Source organism: Lactobacillus kullabergensis (genome assembly GCF_000967195.1).
Taxonomy (GTDB): Bacteria; Bacillota; Bacilli; order Lactobacillales; family Lactobacillaceae; genus Lactobacillus; species Lactobacillus kullabergensis.
Map to the genome: position 1 here is coordinate 217,396 of NZ_KQ033871.1, position 16,581 is coordinate 233,976.

The following is a 16,581-nucleotide window of genomic DNA, read 5'->3' on the forward strand; positions in this document are numbered from 1 at the left end:
TTACAAAAATTTTGTCACAGTCAGTTTTTTCCCAACATTTCAATATAAATTGTTGGTTGTTTATCTTTTCTACATCAATATAATTAAAACAACTTAAATTGAAAGAAGAGAAATTCATGACTGGAAAAAAAGCTAATTTAATTTTTGGAACTCTTTTGACTGGAACAATTGTTACATCGTTTCTTCAAACTTCTTTAACAACAGCCTTACCACAAATTATGCATGAGTTATCATTGACCGCACTAACTGCCCAGTGGTTAACCAGCGCTTTTAGTTTAGCTATGGCAGTAATGATTCCTATATCAGCATATTTGATTAAAAGCTTTACTACTAGGCAAATATTTTTATCGTCAATGCTATTATTTGCTTTCGGCACATTACTTTGTTGTTGGGGGAACAATTTTCCTATTATACTAATAGGTCGTATATTTCAAGCTTTGGGTAGCGGCATTATTTTACCATTAACTCAAGTAGTAATTATGATTCTTTATCGGGTTAACAAACAGGGAATGGTCATGGGGATATTGGGATTGGCATCAGGAGCAGCACCTGTGATAGCACCAACTTTAACAGGCTTCTTTATTGAAATATGGGATTGGCGTAGTGTTTTCTTTATTTCAGCAGCTATATCACTGTTTATTATAATTTTAGCAATCTTTAGCGTTGAAAATGTTTCACCAGTTGCAAAAAATCATCTAGATTACTTTTCTTTATTATTAAGTACTGGTGGCTTGAGCAGTATGTTGATAGGACTAAGCAATATTACTACTAGATTATTTACAAGCTTAATCTTGATGGTTATTGGAACAGTATTAATAATTATTTTTTGTAAAAGACAGTTACAAGATGATGAACCATTACTAAATCTAAGAATTTTTAAGAATTCAAATTTTCGTTTGGCTGTATTAATCAGTATGCTTCTTTATGCAATAATGATGGGTAGTTCAACTATTTACCCTATTTTAATTCAAACTGTAATGAAAAAATCAGCCTTTATTTCAGCATTTATAATGTTGCCCGGATCGTTAGCTATGGCTATAATTAATCCTTTTACAGGGATGTTTTATGACAGATTTGGAATAACTAAATTGGCAATTTCAGGAAGCTTGTTATTAGTAATTAGTTGCTTGGGAGTAACATTTATTAGTTCTCCAAAAGAAATAATTTTGTTAGGAGTTTTTTATCTTCTCCGTTTATTTGGGGTTGGCTGCTTGATGATGCCAATCGTAACTTGGGGAATGCAAAGTTTGCCTAAAAATGAAGCAGCAAATGGTACAGCTCTTCTAACTTGTTTAAGAACATTAAGCGGTGCTATAGGAACTTCTTTATTTATGGAAGCTATGACTAGCGCAACCCACTTTATTGATACCAAAGTGACAGCAAATTATATAGGAATTCAATTCACATTCGGTATGATGTCATTTTTGGCTTCAGTTCAATTATTTATTAGCATATATAAATTCAAAAAGCTTTAACAAAAAGATTTTTATATGTCATAATCATTTCTATGAATAAAAAAAGAAATCGCACCGTATCACGTAAAAAAATTCAAAATGCCGTCGTAGAACTTTTAAAGAATAGTAACTTAGAAAATTTAAAAGTCACTGAAATTTGTCAAAAGGCACATATTAACAGGTCAACTTTTTATGATAATTACACAGATATTTATGATATGGCAGACAAATTAAGAAAATATCTTGTTGATGAATACGCACTAACACAAAAGAATTTAAAAAAACCATGTTTTTCAAAATTATTGCAACATGTTAAAGACAACCAAGATTTATATCGTTTATTTTTTAAACTTAATTTACAAAATGGTATTACTGAAAAGTTTATAGATAGTCATGAAGAAAAAGATCATTATGATGAGGTGTTTTTTCGCAATGGCATAGTAGCTATAATTAGCGAGTGGCTAAAAAATAATTGTTCTGAGCCAATAAATAACATTGTCAAAGTAATTGATGCTCATCAAAATTGTTTGAAGAATAAAAAAACAATCTGAAATTCAGATTGTTTTTCTGTTTTAAGCCAGTAAAATAGCATCGTCTTCAAGCCCCGAACCAAGGTGCTTTTGGAATAGTTCCATCAGTTTAGGCACCGTCAAGTTTTGTTTATCTTCACCGGCCAAATCAATTGCCACACGACCTTGATGCAACATAATCAATCGATTACCGTATCGTATAGCATCTTCCATGTTGTGGGTAACCATAAAAGCTGTTAAATGCTGTTCGGATATTAACTTTTCAGTTAATTGCATGACTGTAATCGAGGTTTGCGGATCAAGAGCAGCAGTATGTTCATCCAGTAAAATTAAATCTGGTCTTTGCAAAGTAGCCATTAAGAGTGTAATTGCTTGTCTTTGACCGCCGGAAAGAAGTCCAATTTCAGTTTCCAAACGGTTTTCCAAATTTAAGTTAAGTTGGGCAAGCTGTTTTTTGAAAAATTTTCTATCCTGTTTTTTAACGCCGGGACGAAAACCGCGTCGTTGGCCTCGTTTCATCGCTAAAGCCAAATTTTCTTCAACTGTTAATCTGACCGCTGTTCCCATTTTAGGATCTTGAAATACGCGACTAATATTTTTTGCTCGTTTAGTAACAGGCATTTTTGTAATATCGGTACCTTTTAAAATAATCTGACCCTCTTGAATAGGCAACGTACCAGCAATACTATTAAGTAAGGTAGATTTACCCGCTCCGTTACTACCAATAATGGTCACAAAATCCCCGGCTTCTAAATTAAGGTCAATTCCGCGTAAAACCCGGTTTTCATTGACAGTTCCTTGTTCAAAAGTTTGATGTAAATTTTTAATCTTTAGTACTTCTGGCATTTTGCTTTCCTCCTTTAAGATTGCGTGGCAAGTGGAAATTCGGCAAAGTTAAGCACACAACTAAAACTAAAGCTGAAGCTAATTTTGCATCAGATGGTTCTACATTCATCTGGAAAACCAGGGCTAAAATCAGCCTATAAATGATGGCACCTACGACTAAAGTAAGTAAACGACCACCAATTGACAGATTCCTGATAAGTACTTCTGCAATAATAATTGAAGCTAATCCAATAACCAGAGTACCAACACCAGAGTTAAGATCGGCAAAGCCGTTATTTTGTGCTAAAAGTCCACCTGACAAGGCAATACAGCCGTTAGAAATCATGTAGCCTAAAATTTTCATTCCTTGAGTTTTGATACCATTAGCGGCACTCATTTGCGGATTATCACCAGTTGCTCTCATAGCTAGGCCAATTTCAGTTTTGAAGAAAACAACTAATAATAGTATAACCAAAAGTGCAATTATCAATCCCATCGCAATTACTGCATTGTTACGACTTAATCCCCAATTTTGCGCAATTGTAAAAACTGTATCTTTGCCCAACAATGAAACATTAGCAGCGTTTTGCATTACTCTGGAAGTAATGGAGTACAGTCCAGTCATTGTAATAATTCCTGCTAGTAAGGAAGGAATACGCAATTTGGTGTTCAAAATACCAGTAACTAAGCCAGCAATCAAACCGCCAACAAATGCGGCAATTGTTGCTAAAACAGGATTAATTCCCTTAATAATACACATCGTTGCAACGGCTCCCCCTAACGGAAAGCTGCCTTCAGCTGTCATGTCCGCTAGATCTAATATCCGAAAAGTTAAGTAAACACCGATTGCCATTAATGACCAAAGTAATCCTTGAGAAGTAGATGAAAGTAATAACTCCCAAAATGTATTCAACATAACTATTGATTCACGCTGCCTTTCTTTAATTTACTTAGGTGCTTTAATTGAAGCAGGATCAATTCCAAGTGCCTTTGCCATTTTCTTGTTAACCACCAATTTCAAATCAGTTGCCCTTTCAACTGGCATGTCTTTAGGCTTAGCTTTACCGTCTAAAATTTTAGCAGCCATTTTACCTGTTTGTTTACCAAGCGCCTCGTAATCTATTCCAATTGAAGCCAAGCCGCCAGTTTTAACCTGGTCAGTTGAACCAGCTACTAGTGGGATCTTCTTTTCCTTAACAACCTTACCAATAATTGAAGAAGCAGAAGCAAATGTGTTGTCTGTTGGTACGTAAATTCCTTGTACTTTACCAGCTAAGGTTTCTGTTACTTGTTGAACATCGCTAGTGGTATTAGCTGTTTTAACTAAAACTTTAACGCCAGCTTTTTTCAGTGCCTTGATGGCTAGATCAGCTTGAATTTTAGAATTGGCTTCGCCCGCATTGTACATAATGCCAATTGTTTTAGCCTTAGGCACAATTGATAAAAGTAACTTGATTTGTTTATCAATTGAGACCATGTCAGTAGTTCCTGTGACATTTCTGCCAGGTTTAGCATCTGAATTTACTAATTTTGCAGCTTTAAGATCAGTTACGGCAGTGACCACAATAGGAATATCCTGGGTCGCATTAGCAACACTTTGCGCTGCCGGTGTAGCAATTCCCAAGATTAAATCTGATTTTTCATTGACTAATTTTTCACTCATACTCTTCAGATTGTCTTGGCTGTTTTGCGCATTTTGGTAATCAATTTTCAAGTTCTTTCCTTCAGTGTAGCCTTCTTCTTTCAGGCCTTCTTTGAAACCTTTGTTAGCCTCATCTAAAGAGGGATGCTGTACTACCTGCAGTATACCCACATGCTTGACAGTTGCTGTACTTCCTGATTTCTTGTTGCTGCAGCCACTAAGCAGCAACAGACTAGTTAAAGCCATTCCCATAATAATTTTCTTGATTCGCATTTTCGTTCCTCCGTAATACTGCTGACCGTAAAAAAATATCCACTTATTTCTAAGTGGATATACAAGAATTATTAGTAATAATCATTTGTGATTAGCCACTTAGAAAGTTATGTGGCTAACCGCAATTAAAGGACTTTAGCCATCATAGATAAATTCAAAACTTGAGTCTGGTTTGAATTCATCTAGATGAACCCAAACCTTATCTAAAATAGCTAAAGTAATAACGGTTATTCAGTTGTGAGACTCGTATTAAATTATATTTCATAAAACTTTACCTCCAACCTTAATGAGAAGATTATAAAAAATAAAGAAGAAAAAGTCAAGAAATAATAAATTTAGCTTGTAAAAATAATAATAATTATGATCACTTAAAGCAAAAATTAAATAAAATTCCTCGTTCTAGTTATTATTGTTAAATAAAAAGGTCACCCTTTTGAAATAAGCAACAAAGCTTTTCACTTTCATCGTTTATTTCACTGTTCAGTGGCCTTTTTATATCAACTTAAAATTATTTGGGTGCTTTAATTGATTTAGGATCAATTCCCAGTGCTTTAGCCATACTCTTGTTAACAACTAATTTCATATCATGTGCTCTTTCAACCGGCATGTTAGCTGGCTTTGCTTTTCCAGATAAGATTTTAGCAGCCATTTTGCCAGTTTGTTCTCCTAATAATTCGTAATCAATTCCGATTGAGGCCAAACCACCTGTTCTAACTTGATCGACGGAACTTGCTACCAGGGGAACTTTCTTTTCTTTGACTACTTTTCCAACTACAGAAGCAGCTGAATCGAAAGTATTGTCAGTAGGAACGAATATACCGTCAACTTTAGAGGCAAGCGTTTCAGTTACTTGCTGGACATCATTAGTTGTGTTTGCAGTTTTAATCAAAACTTTCACTCCTGCTTTTTTCAGTGCCGCCGTAGCTAAATCGGCCTGTATTTTAGAGTTTGATTCACCGGCATTGTACATAATACCAACCGTTTTTGCTTTAGGAACAATTGATAGCAGCAACTTAATTTGCCTTTTAATAGAAACCATGTCTGTTGTTCCTGTAATGTTTCTGCCAGGCTTAGCATCTGAATCAACTAACTTGGCTGCTTTTAAGTCAGTTACAGCAGTAACAACAGTTGGTATTTTTTGGGTCGCATTGGCAACGCTCTGTGCTGCCGGCGTGGCAATGCCCAAAATCAAATCAGATTTTTCATTAACCAGTTTTTCACTCATACTTTTTAAATTGTCCTGATTATTTTGCGCATTCTGGTAATCAATCTTAAGATTTTTACCTTCGACAAAGCCGCTTTCTTTTAGTCCCTTTTTAAAACCTTTGTATGCCTTGTCTAAAGAAGGGTGTTGTACTACCTGTAAAACTCCAACATGTTTGACATCTGGCGCTTTGCCAGCTTTTTTGCTGCTGCAGCCTCCTAATGCCATTAATCCGACAATACTAATTCCTGTGATCAATTTCTTAAAACGCATTTTTCTGCCTCCATAAAAATACCCACTTACTTCTAAGTGGGTGCACAAAAATTTTTATTGCCAAAAACGATTGGATGTGGTCAGCCACTTAGAAAGCTATGTGGCTAACCAAACTAAAAGAGTCTTAGCCATCATAGATAAATTCAAACTTGTGTTTAGTTTGAATTCACCTAGATGAACCCAAACTCTTATCTATAGTAGCTAAGATAATAACGATTATTTAGTTGATTTTCTTTTTGACTAAATTGAATCATTATCCTTACCTCCAATTTCAATAATCGAATTATAAAAAAATAAGAAATTAAAGTCAAGGCTTAATTTAATTTTATTGTTAGTGTTAAAAATGTATGGCTAAAGATAAACTCTTTAAAATCTAATTTATGGTAGTAAGGATAAATAGAAAGCGCTCTGATTAATGGTTATAATACAGATAATGAAAGTAGGGGTAGTTAAAAGAAATGAGTATAGCTAAAGAGCGTGTATTAAAAGAAATTGAATTATTACCAGATGGTACAACAATTGACACGAAGGGTCTCGCCCAAAAGTTAAATTTATCTAGATCAGTAGTTAGTCATTATCTTAACCAATTAGTTAAAGACAAGAAAATACAAAAAATTGCTGAACGACCGGTTAAGTGGTCTAAAGTTGAGGCTAAAAATCCAATTAAACATGCGTCTTTTGAGAGTGTAATTGGTAGTGACGGTTCACTGAAAAAAGCAATAGAACAGTTAAGTGCTGCAGCAGCTTATCCTCCTGATGGATTAAATGTTCTAATTACAGGTAAGTCAGGAGTAGGGAAAAGCTTTTTAGCTCGTAAATTATATTCTTATTCTAAAGAAATTGGTGTTATTGCTACTAAAGCACCTTATATAGTTTTAAACTGTGCTAATTATGCCAACAATCCTGAACTTATTTCCAGTATGCTTTTTGGCTATGTTCAAGGTGCATTTACTGGCGCCGATACTGCTAAAGATGGCTTGCTGAAAGAGGCAAATGGCGGCTATTTATTTTTGGATGAAGTGCATCGTCTCAGTAGTGAAAATCAGGAAAAGCTTTTTAGTTTTATTGACTCCGGGCAATTTTATAAAATGGGAGATAATGTACATCCGCAAAAGTCAAAAGTCAGACTGATTATGGCAACGACTGAAACGCCTGAAAATGTTCTTTTAACAACCTTTTTACGACGGATTCCCGTCAGAATAAATTTACCTGATTATATTGATCGACCCGTTGACGAACGATTGGAGCTAATTAATACATTATTTATGGGTGAAGCTCATAAAATTAATAAAAAAATTTTTGTAGATAAAGATGTGGTATCAACACTTTTACAACTAAATCATACTGGAAATATTGGGTATCTTAAAAATACCATTAAAGTTTCATGTGCTGCAGCCTATCATGATTGTTATAACAGCACTACCATTACTCTTAAATTAAAAAATCTAGAACTGGAAACTTTACCTGAATTTAAAGATTATGGAGAAATAATTGTTGATCCAGATAAAAAGAAATCTTTTATACCCCAGATTAGTTTGGAACAAAAATTAACTGATATTACTGATTCTCTAAAGATTCTTGAAGAAAATTATACTGATGAAAACTTGAATACATGTCGGTTAAGAGTGCAGGCAGTTAATAAATTTATTAATAAAGAGTCATTAAAATCTGGTTTACATGTTCAACATCAATACCTTTTTAAAAATATCATTGCCAAACAATATGGTTTAAATAAAACTGATTATTTAGAACCGATTATTTATTTGTTATATGTGCGTCACTTTAAACCCAATTGTGATATCTCTAAGCTGAAAGAAGTAATAACGAATTATTTGCCTCGTTCATTTCATGTAGCCAGCAAATTTTATGAAAAATTACCTGTTTTAGATTCTGAAAGTCATAAAAGCATAGCTTTAATCCTGGCATTGTTGTTAAGTGACCATGTGGATGAAAATATTCAGTTACGTGGTTTAATGGTAGCTCATGGTGAAAATACAGCCACCAGTATTCAGGCAGTTATTAACTATCTTTGTGGCAACTATATTTTTGATGCAATCGATATGCCAATTGATGCTGATATAACTACTGTTATCAAGGAAGCTAACAAGTTAATTAGTAGCTTTAACACCACCAATGGTTTCATTTTGATGATAGATATGGGTTCATTGAGCCAGCTTTATGGCCAAATTAGTGCCCAATTGGATGGCGATTTGTTGGTAGTTAATAATTTAACAACTTTAACTGCCTTAGATTTAGCACTTCAAATGAAACAAAATTTGCCTTTCAAGCAAATAGCGGAAAAAGCAGAAAAAGATTACAGCATTGATGTTAAGTATTATGAGGGCTTTTCCCAGTCAATGAATATTTTGGTTTCATGTATTTCTGGATTAGGAATAGCTGAAAAAATTAGTGATATTATGCGACAATATTTACCTGTAGGGATAAAGGTAATACCAATTGGTTATAATTCTTTAAAAGAAAAAATTGCTGGTAAGAAATGGTCGTATTTCAAGCAAACGCTTTTTGTATTAACTACAATTGATATCACAGAAAAAGTTGAGTTTAACCATATGAATCTATATGACATATTAGATTCCCGTGGTGAAAATAAACTTAAGAAGTGGCTCTCTCCTTATCTAACTCCAGGACAATTGGAAAGCTTTAATAATCAATTGTTGCGTTTCTTTTCAAAGGAAGGAATTTCAGAAAGGCTTAGTTTTTTAAATCCAGATGTAGTACTTGGAGAAGTGGAAACTATTAATAGGAAATACGAAGACTATTATAATTTAAAATTAGATGGTAAAGTCAAATTGAATCTGTACATGCACATAGCGCTTATGATTGAACGCACAATGATGCGTAACACTTCAGAAGTTCCTGTTAAACCAAAGTCAGAAAAAGAAAGGAACTTTTACAAAATTACCAAAAGTATATTTCAACCTATTGAAATCAAATATAATATTAAAGTTTCTACATACGAGATGTCCCTTTTATATGAATTGTTTAAACAGTTTATTTAAAAGAGTTTAAAATTTTACTAAGAAGTGTTTACTGGCTTAAACACTTCTTTTTTTATGCTTTTAAACAGCACTTGGCATTATATTTGCTAAATATTAGTGAAATGGTAAATAACTAAAGGAGTGACAAGATGACAGATATATTGATTGCAAGTCATGGGCATTTTGCCAGTGGCTTAAACAGCTCTATCGAAATCTTAACGGGTATGAGCAAGAAAATTAAAGTTATCGATGCCTATGTTGATAAATCAGACTATATAAAACAAATAGATGATTTTATTGCAAAGTCTAAACGACCAGCTGTGATTTTTACAGATTTAAAAGGGGGCAGTGTAAATCAAAATGTAGTCTTAAGAGTTGCTAAGGAAAAAGATATATTTGTAGTTACTCAAACTAATCTTGCAGTTGTATTAGCAGTGCTTTTAGATACCGAAAAGCTAACTAAACAACATCTACAGGATTTGATAAATCAGAGTCAAGTAGAATTGTTCCAAATTGACGATGATAATAATAGTTTGTCAAATCAAGAAGAAGAATTTTTTAAATAAGGAGAGAAAAGATGATTGCGGCATTAAGAGTAGATGAAAGACTGATTCACGGTCAGATTTCAATGTCATGGAGTAAAGCTTTAAAACTGCAGGGGATTGTGGTAGCTAACGATAAAGCGGCATCAGATAATATGCAAAAAATGATGCTCAAAATGGCAGCACCGTCAGATATTAAGACGATCATTTCATCAGTAGACAATGCAATTAAGTTGCTTAATGATGAGCGTTCTCACAACATGCGTTTACTAGTCATTACGACCACTGTCAAGGATGCCCTTACTATTGCAGACAATGTCAATGAAAAACCGGAGCAGGTCAACATTGGTAATGCCGGTAAGATGGATGCAAAGGGTGATGAGGTCACTCTCACAAAAGAAGTACGGCTGTCACCAGAAGAGATTGAATATTTAAAGAAATTAGTAGCAGAATATCCTGATACTTATTTCCAAGGTACACCAAATATGGAAAAACATATGGGTAAAGATCTTTTAAAGAAACTAGAAAAATAGGAGGTAAAAAATGTTTTATGATGCTTTAATGACTGCTATTGCGGTTTTTGTAGGCACTGCAGGACATGAATTTTTTGGAAATGCCATGCTTAGCAGACCCATTGTAGTAGCGCCTTTACTGGGATTTTTATTAGGTGATATACACACAGGACTACTAGTAGGAGCTTCAGTTGAAACTATTTTTATGGGTGTCGTCAATATTGGTATTTCCAGCACCGCAGAGCCGGCATTAGCTGCGGCTTTGGCTACAGTGTTTACAATTCAGTCTGGAAATATGGGCGCCAATATTACACTTGCATTTCCACTAGCAGTATTAGGCTTACAGTTTTTAAACATGATTCTTTCGTTTGTAATCGGGCCTTTTGCTCCTTTATTCGCTAAATTTGCAAGAAAAGGCGAAGATAAAAAAATGGTAGCACTACACTATGGCTTATGGTTCTTACACTATGGTTTATATTCGCTGATCCCGTTTTTTGCTGTTCTTTTTGGTTCAAAGGCAGTGCAATTTGCTCTGCAAGCAATTCCTAAGTCAATTATGAATGGCCTAACAGTTGCAGGTAATTTATTACCAGCAGTCGGAATGGCAATGTTACTACTACTGTTATGGGACAACAAGTTGGCACAATATTACTTTTTAGGAGTCGTATTAATGGCTTACTTAAAATTGCCATTAATGGCTATTGCGGTCATTGCGGCTATTGTAGCTGTAGCTATTGCTGAACGTGATATGAGTGAAATAAAAATTTCTAAAAATAAGGCAGTTACTAGTTCTGTATCTGATTCAGATCAAAAGGATGAGAAAAAATCATTTAGTCAAGAAGAGGAGGACTTTTTCGCATGAAATTAACACAAGGTTTGTCTAAAGATGAAAAGAAAATGATTCGCAGTATGTTCTGGCGGTCCTCAACCATGTACATATCTGTTAACCCAGTTTTGATGGGTGGAGGCGGTTTCTGCTACTCACTAATGCCTTTCATTAATAAATATTATAAAAATGATGAAGCTGGTAGACGTAAAGCTTTGGAACGTGAAACTTCTTACTTTAGTACCACTGTACCAATGTCTACATTTGTTATGGGTATTGCCGCTTCAATGGAAAAGGAAAACAGTAAAGAACCTGATTTCAATGCTGATTCAATTAATGCTGTTAAGACCAGCTTGATGGGGCCTTTAGCTGGTATTGGTGACTCTTTATTTTGGGGAGTTTGGCGTGCAGTTTGTGCTGCTTTGGCTATTAATTTTGCTAAAAATGGCAATTTCCTCGCACCAATTATATTTTTAATCATGTTTAATATACCTAATTACATTATTCGTTATTATGGCGGTTTCTTGGGCTATTCTTTAGGCTCAAGTTATGTTAAAAAACTTTATGAAAATGGATTAATGAATGTATTGACCAAGGCTGCAAGCATTCTAGGACTTGTAATGGTCGGTGCTATGACTGTGCAAATGGTAATTTTTAAAACTACGATTAAATGGACAATGGGTGGCAAAACGATAATGGATGTCCAATCGGTCCTCGATCAAATATTTAAAGGTTTGTTACCTGTGGCAATTACTTTAGTATGTTACAAACTTTTAAAAGACAAGAAAATCGGTGTGATCAGCCTAATTTTTGCAATTGTTGTGCTATCGATTTTAGCGTCATTAATCGGAATAGTCTAATATGAATCCTTCAATTAAAAAAATTGTCGAAGAAGCTTGGCAAACACCAGAAAACAATTTTTATAACATTACCTCCTTGCAAAACAAAGAAGCAAGCACTAATAAAGAAAGTTATTATGAACATTTGCTTCCTGACAAGGACTTTTCAATTGATATTAGTAATCAAAAAATGCTTGCTAGCTTAGATGAAAAAGGCACTATAAAAAGTATCAGCTTTTTTAGAGACTCGTATTATACTGAAGATAAACCTGGTACTTGGGTCTCTAATGGCTTTGTTCAAGAAGAGAATATTACTTCTGAAATTGAATTTAATAACCAAAGATTTTCTTTGGCAGAGGGAACTCACACAATAAGATATGATCTTATGTATAATTTGTTTCCTAGGTATATTCATAATTTTGGCAGTTTTAAAGTTTTACAACTATTTTTACCAATCTATTTAGAGTCAGGTGCTTCTGTTAGTGGACTAATTGAAGTTTGTGCTTTGACAGGTAATGATAAAGCACATTTAATTTTCCCCAGATGTTTTAATCGAAAATTTTCCGATCGTCATAATGTAGAATTTAATTACTGTGCGGGGAAACGTACCATGCATCAAGGTATTAGTTGGGTATTTATAACTGATCCCAATGCCACATTTAATGTATCTAAAAAAGCAATGGAAAATATTATTATTTCTTCCTACGATCATATTGCGCAAAAGTATGGGCAATTGGAAATACCTGAAAAGCCACAATTGGCAGCACTAATTATTAGAAAAACAGATAGTGCCTTAAATAGTATTTCTTGCGCTACTGATAATAAAGTTGTTGGTGCAAATTGGGGCTCAAGTCCAGTAATTAATCGTACCTGGTTGCGGGATATGTATTATGCCAGCTTGCCAGCCATTTATTTTGATCACGGATTGGCTAAAAGAATTATTTTGTGGTTTTCACAATATGAAATTAAACCACAAGGTGACAAATTTGCTGGAGGGGTTGAGCATTCTGTAGTAAATTCATTGAATTGTGCAAACTTGTTGTCATTTTATTTGGCACAAACAAATGATTTTGAATTTATTAGAAATAACCCTCAAATGTGGCAACATGTTTTATATGTCGTTAATTACTTAATTGCACATTTAGATCAAAAATACGGATTGATAAAATCACAGTGGATTTCTGATGGCCTGGCTTTAGGAGAATTTCATACTGGAACTCAGATAACTCTATGGTCGGCTATAAATAGTATCAGTAATATTTATAATAAAATTTTGGGCCAACCAAAAGAGGCAAAGTATTATAAAGAAGTTGCCGATAAATTGAAGAAGAATATTGATGAATATTGCTTAGTTGAAAATGAACAAGGTAGAAAAAAATATCTTGAAGGTATAAATCCAGGCAATCACAAACTAAGTGTAGATTCCAAGCAATATGAAACAGGACTGTTAAAGCAGGGACTTGACTTTCTAACCAGAGTAAATCACCACGGGCAAATTACTTTAGAATTCCATGATGGTGAAGAATCCGATACAACACTTGCACCATTTTATGGATTTTGTAACGTAATTAATGAAAATTATCTTTCTACTATGAAATTTGCTGGAAGTAAGCAAAATCCTAGTTATAGTTCATTAAGCAAAGGAATTTCATGGGGAAACCAATCAGAAGCAACTTTTCCCGGGTACATTACTTTGCTAATGGGTACAGTTGATAATAGTAATGAATTTAATAAGAGATTAACTTTGCTTAATAAGCTTGCAGATTTAGATGGCAGCTGGTGGTGGTGGCCATACGAGGTTGGTCACAGTCAGGAAGAAGTTAGTCGCTTTAATCATTGTGGTAAATGTGGTTGGAGCGATGGAACTTTTAGTGCTTTAATGATAAAAAATATATTGGGCATTCAGTTTGATGCACCAGAAAATAAATTATGGTTAAGACCGCTAAAAATTACTCCTGATTTTACTTGGCAGCAATTTCCGTTAGCTCAAGGATTGAAAGTAAACCTAAATTATCAAAAAAACGAAATGGAGAAAAAAATCACAGTATCTTTAACTGGATCTCTAAAGAAAGAAATAGAGGTTATTTTCCAGCCACAGAATTGTGACCATTTAATAAAGAAGAGTTTAAACACTAATAATAGTGTTCAACTTGAAGAAAGGAACGTTTAAATGTTTAGCAGTTTAACAGAATATAATTCTTTTGCTACCAGAGCCATAACACCAGAGAATCCAACAGGAACCAAAGGAAAAGCAGCTATGACGGCAAGCGAACTGGGACCAAGTCGTAAGGGCAAAGCCAGCATTACTTTACCTGTAAATGAAGAAATAACCATTGCCGATATTAATGGTTCTGGTGAAATAAAACATATGTGGTTTACTATTCGTGATCATACCGAACAAGGCAGTTTTATTATGCGTAATACAATTTTACGAATCTATTGGGATAATGAAACAGTTCCAGCTGTGAATTGCCCTTTGGGAGACTTCTTTTGCAATGGATTTGGGGAACGCTATGATGTTAATTCTGCACCAATTGTTGTTGCTCCCACTGGTGGTATGAACTCATATTTTGAAATGCCTTTTAAAAAACATGCACGTATAACTATCACAAACTTGTTCAGGCAGGATATTAGATCATTTTTCTATACTATTAATTATGAACTGCATGATCAAGTTGATGAAGCTCATAAATTATATTTTCATGCATACTGGAACAGGGAGAGACAAACCCAAATTCAACAAGACTATACATTGTTGCCTGAGATCTCTGATCATGGCTACTATGTTGGAACTTTCATTGCATTAACTGCTTTGGAACGATACTGGTGGGGTGAAGGAGAATTTAAATTTTATCTTGATGGAGACCATAAATACCCTACAATTACTTCTACAGGGATGGAAGATTACTTTGGTGGAGCATGGGCTTTTCACAAGTATAATGAAGATGGTACAACATATCCTGCTACTTTTTGTACACCTTACCTTGGATTCCCTTACCATAGTAATGTAGACCATTCACGAGAACACTTCAGTACTGGTAAACCGAATTCGCCTCATGCATTTGGTAATGATGGTTTGCCGCAGAATGCTTTATACCGCTGGCATTTAGTAGATCCTATTTCTTTTGATGACAATATTCATGTTACTCTGCAACAAATTGGTAACGATGATGTGGGATTATTTGAAAGAAGTGATGACTTATCTTCAGTAGCTTATTGGTATGGTGCTAATCCAAATGGAATAACAAATAGTCTTCCTGCAAAAGAAAATTTACGTCCACGATAGAAAGTTTTTTCCTATAAATATAATTTGGTATAATTGTATTTAAATAAGAGGAGGAAAAGTCGATGACGCGATTGCAAAAAATGGTATTAAAGCCGAAAGAGCAGTTAGTGACACGGCTTTTTTTGTCACCAAAATTAAAGCAGAATTTAACCGTTCTTTCCTACAGTACTCATGACTTAATAAATGCTATGAAGGAAATGAGTGCTAGCAATCCCTTTGTGACTTTGAAAGAACCTAAAGGCGAGATGCAAAATTTGGAATGGCTGCGCTCGCCTGAAACAGAAAATTTAATAGATCATTTATTGATGCAAGTGGATTTAAGCGACTGGCACAGTTGGGAAAAAAGTGCAGTCAAAGCTTTGATTTATCATCTTGATGAAGATGGCTACTTGAGAATTGATTTGGCTAAAATTGCGGAACAAACTGAGTTTACGCTTGAAAAATTATTACAGGCAAAAAGCCTGCTTCAAAGTCTTGACCCCTGTGGGATCGGAGCTGCGAATCTGGCAGAATGTTTAGCACTTCAGGCAAAGCAAAAAGACAATTTTAATCCTGTAGCCCTTGAAATTTTGCTTAATAATCAGTTGGAAATGCTAGCTGACCCTAAAAAATGGCCTCACTTCAAGTTTTCAGTATCCGAATTAAATGATGCCCTTGCCAGCATCCAAACATTGAACCCGACTCCAGCCAGCGATTATATAGTTGACAGTAATGTTCAATATTTGTTACCCGATTTGATTTACAAGGTAACAGATGGACGTATAACGGTAGAAAACTTTCAAGCGCAAATACCAGAGATGGTTTTTGATGAAAAATCATATCGTGAATTAAAAGATCAATCTAATGAAAGTAAGTATTTTTCGGAGCAAAAGCAGCGTTTTCTTGAAATGAAAAATGCGATTACAGAGCGTCAGAAAACTATCATGAGATTGGGTAAATATGTGGGCCAGTTTCAACATGGTTTTTTAACTACAATGCAAAAGCAGAAATTAAAGCCACTTGGTTTAAAAGAAACCGCTCAGGCTTTGGGTCTGGCACCAAGTACAATTAGCAGGGCGATTAAAGATAAATACGTCCAGTGTCAGAATAAGGTTTTCAGTTTGAAAATTCTTTTTCCGCGTAAAGTAACTACTGATTTATCCCAAGCACGCATAGAATACGACCTGCAAAAGATCATAAAAAAAGAAGATGTCCGTGCTCCCTTAAGTGATCAGCAATTAGTAGAAATTTTTGCAGCGCATGATGTGACTTTAAGTCGACGAGTAATTGCTAAATATCGTAAAAAACTCAATATACCTAATAGTTATAGTAGAAAATCCAAGTCAATTGATTAATATTGGCAAAAAAAATCCTAACGTAAAATTGCGCTAGGATTT

General features: G+C 34.5%; 14 protein-coding genes. 10 read left to right on the top strand and 4 right to left on the bottom strand.

Annotation, left to right across the window (positions count from 1 at the left end; genetic code table 11):
- Window positions 1-116: 116 nt before the first annotated feature.
- Both JF76_RS01580 and JF76_RS01585 read left to right on the top strand, forming a co-directional pair.
- Window positions 117-1,475, top strand: coding sequence for a DHA2 family efflux MFS transporter permease subunit (locus tag JF76_RS01580; protein WP_045927527.1), 1,359 nt, complete (start codon window positions 117-119; stop codon window positions 1,473-1,475).
- Window positions 1,476-1,507: 32 nt separating this feature from the next.
- Window positions 1,508-2,005: a TetR/AcrR family transcriptional regulator gene (locus tag JF76_RS01585; protein WP_045927528.1), complete on the top strand. Its 498-nt coding sequence runs from the start codon at window positions 1,508-1,510 to the stop codon at window positions 2,003-2,005.
- Between the two features lie 21 nt (window positions 2,006-2,026).
- On the opposite strand, the gene JF76_RS01590 is transcribed toward JF76_RS01585, so the two are convergent.
- From JF76_RS01590 to JF76_RS01605, 4 genes are all read right to left on the bottom strand, one after another.
- Entirely contained in the window at window positions 2,027-2,830 is an 804-nt protein-coding gene (locus tag JF76_RS01590; RefSeq protein ID WP_045927529.1) for an ABC transporter ATP-binding protein, read from the bottom strand.
- A complete protein-coding gene (locus tag JF76_RS01595) occupies window positions 2,808-3,725 on the bottom strand; it encodes an ABC transporter permease (protein ID WP_052697043.1) in 918 nt (305 codons plus the stop codon). The genes JF76_RS01590 and JF76_RS01595 overlap by 23 nt, the downstream gene beginning before the upstream one ends.
- A gap of 30 nt (window positions 3,726-3,755) precedes the next feature.
- The gene (locus tag JF76_RS01600; protein WP_045927531.1) at window positions 3,756-4,724 is read right to left on the bottom strand and encodes an ABC transporter substrate-binding protein; all 969 of its coding nucleotides are present in this window, start codon (window positions 4,722-4,724) and stop codon (window positions 3,756-3,758) included.
- 508 nt (window positions 4,725-5,232) lie between these two features.
- Complete coding sequence (locus tag JF76_RS01605) at window positions 5,233-6,156, bottom strand: ABC transporter substrate binding protein (protein ID WP_379853959.1); 924 nt, start codon at window positions 6,154-6,156, stop codon at window positions 5,233-5,235.
- A gap of 503 nt (window positions 6,157-6,659) precedes the next feature.
- Here JF76_RS01605 and JF76_RS01610 point away from each other — a divergent pair.
- The 8 genes from JF76_RS01610 (at window position 6,660) to rpoN (ending at window position 16,539) form a co-directional block, all read left to right on the top strand.
- Entirely contained in the window at window positions 6,660-9,221 is a 2,562-nt protein-coding gene (locus tag JF76_RS01610; protein ID WP_045927533.1) for a sigma 54-interacting transcriptional regulator, read from the top strand.
- 128 nt (window positions 9,222-9,349) lie between these two features.
- Complete coding sequence (locus tag JF76_RS01615) at window positions 9,350-9,766, top strand: PTS sugar transporter subunit IIA (RefSeq protein ID WP_045927534.1); 417 nt, start codon at window positions 9,350-9,352, stop codon at window positions 9,764-9,766.
- A gap of 11 nt (window positions 9,767-9,777) precedes the next feature.
- A complete protein-coding gene (locus JF76_RS01620; protein WP_045927535.1) occupies window positions 9,778-10,275 on the top strand; it encodes a PTS sugar transporter subunit IIB in 498 nt (165 codons plus the stop codon).
- A gap of 10 nt (window positions 10,276-10,285) precedes the next feature.
- Entirely contained in the window at window positions 10,286-11,116 is an 831-nt protein-coding gene (locus JF76_RS01625; protein WP_045927536.1) for a PTS sugar transporter subunit IIC, read from the top strand.
- A complete protein-coding gene (locus tag JF76_RS01630; protein WP_045927537.1) occupies window positions 11,113-11,940 on the top strand; it encodes a PTS system mannose/fructose/sorbose family transporter subunit IID in 828 nt (275 codons plus the stop codon). Before JF76_RS01625 ends, JF76_RS01630 begins: the two co-directional genes overlap by 4 nt.
- A gap of 1 nt (window position 11,941) precedes the next feature.
- A complete protein-coding gene (locus JF76_RS01635; protein WP_045927538.1) occupies window positions 11,942-14,089 on the top strand; it encodes a glucosidase family protein in 2,148 nt (715 codons plus the stop codon).
- A complete protein-coding gene (locus JF76_RS01640; protein ID WP_045927539.1) occupies window positions 14,090-15,205 on the top strand; it encodes a glycoside hydrolase family 172 protein in 1,116 nt (371 codons plus the stop codon).
- 62 nt (window positions 15,206-15,267) lie between these two features.
- Window positions 15,268-16,539 carry an RNA polymerase factor sigma-54 gene (gene rpoN, locus JF76_RS01645; RefSeq protein ID WP_045927540.1) on the top strand — a complete coding sequence of 424 codons (1,272 nt, stop codon included), beginning with the start codon at window positions 15,268-15,270 and terminating at the stop codon, window positions 16,537-16,539.
- Window positions 16,540-16,581: the final 42 nt, after the last annotated feature.

Bases quoted from the DNA above. Each gene is read 5' to 3' on its own strand.
- JF76_RS01580 (WP_045927527.1), top strand. From the start codon at position 117: ATGACTGGAAAAAAAGCTAATTTAATTTTTGGAACTCTTTTGACTGGA.
- JF76_RS01585 (WP_045927528.1), top strand. From the start codon at position 1,508: ATGAATAAAAAAAGAAATCGCACCGTATCACGTAAAAAAATTCAAAAT.
- JF76_RS01590 (WP_045927529.1), bottom strand. From the start codon at position 2,830: ATGCCAGAAGTACTAAAGATTAAAAATTTACATCAAACTTTTGAACAA.
- JF76_RS01595 (WP_052697043.1), bottom strand. From the start codon at position 3,725: ATGTTGAATACATTTTGGGAGTTATTACTTTCATCTACTTCTCAAGGA.
- JF76_RS01600 (WP_045927531.1), bottom strand. From the start codon at position 4,724: ATGCGAATCAAGAAAATTATTATGGGAATGGCTTTAACTAGTCTGTTG.
- JF76_RS01605 (WP_379853959.1), bottom strand. From the start codon at position 6,156: ATGGCATTAGGAGGCTGCAGCAGCAAAAAAGCTGGCAAAGCGCCAGAT.
- JF76_RS01610 (WP_045927533.1), top strand. From the start codon at position 6,660: ATGAGTATAGCTAAAGAGCGTGTATTAAAAGAAATTGAATTATTACCA.
- JF76_RS01615 (WP_045927534.1), top strand. From the start codon at position 9,350: ATGACAGATATATTGATTGCAAGTCATGGGCATTTTGCCAGTGGCTTA.
- JF76_RS01620 (WP_045927535.1), top strand. From the start codon at position 9,778: ATGATTGCGGCATTAAGAGTAGATGAAAGACTGATTCACGGTCAGATT.
- JF76_RS01625 (WP_045927536.1), top strand. From the start codon at position 10,286: ATGTTTTATGATGCTTTAATGACTGCTATTGCGGTTTTTGTAGGCACT.
- JF76_RS01630 (WP_045927537.1), top strand. From the start codon at position 11,113: ATGAAATTAACACAAGGTTTGTCTAAAGATGAAAAGAAAATGATTCGC.
- JF76_RS01635 (WP_045927538.1), top strand. From the start codon at position 11,942: ATGAATCCTTCAATTAAAAAAATTGTCGAAGAAGCTTGGCAAACACCA.
- JF76_RS01640 (WP_045927539.1), top strand. From the start codon at position 14,090: ATGTTTAGCAGTTTAACAGAATATAATTCTTTTGCTACCAGAGCCATA.
- rpoN (WP_045927540.1), top strand. From the start codon at position 15,268: ATGACGCGATTGCAAAAAATGGTATTAAAGCCGAAAGAGCAGTTAGTG.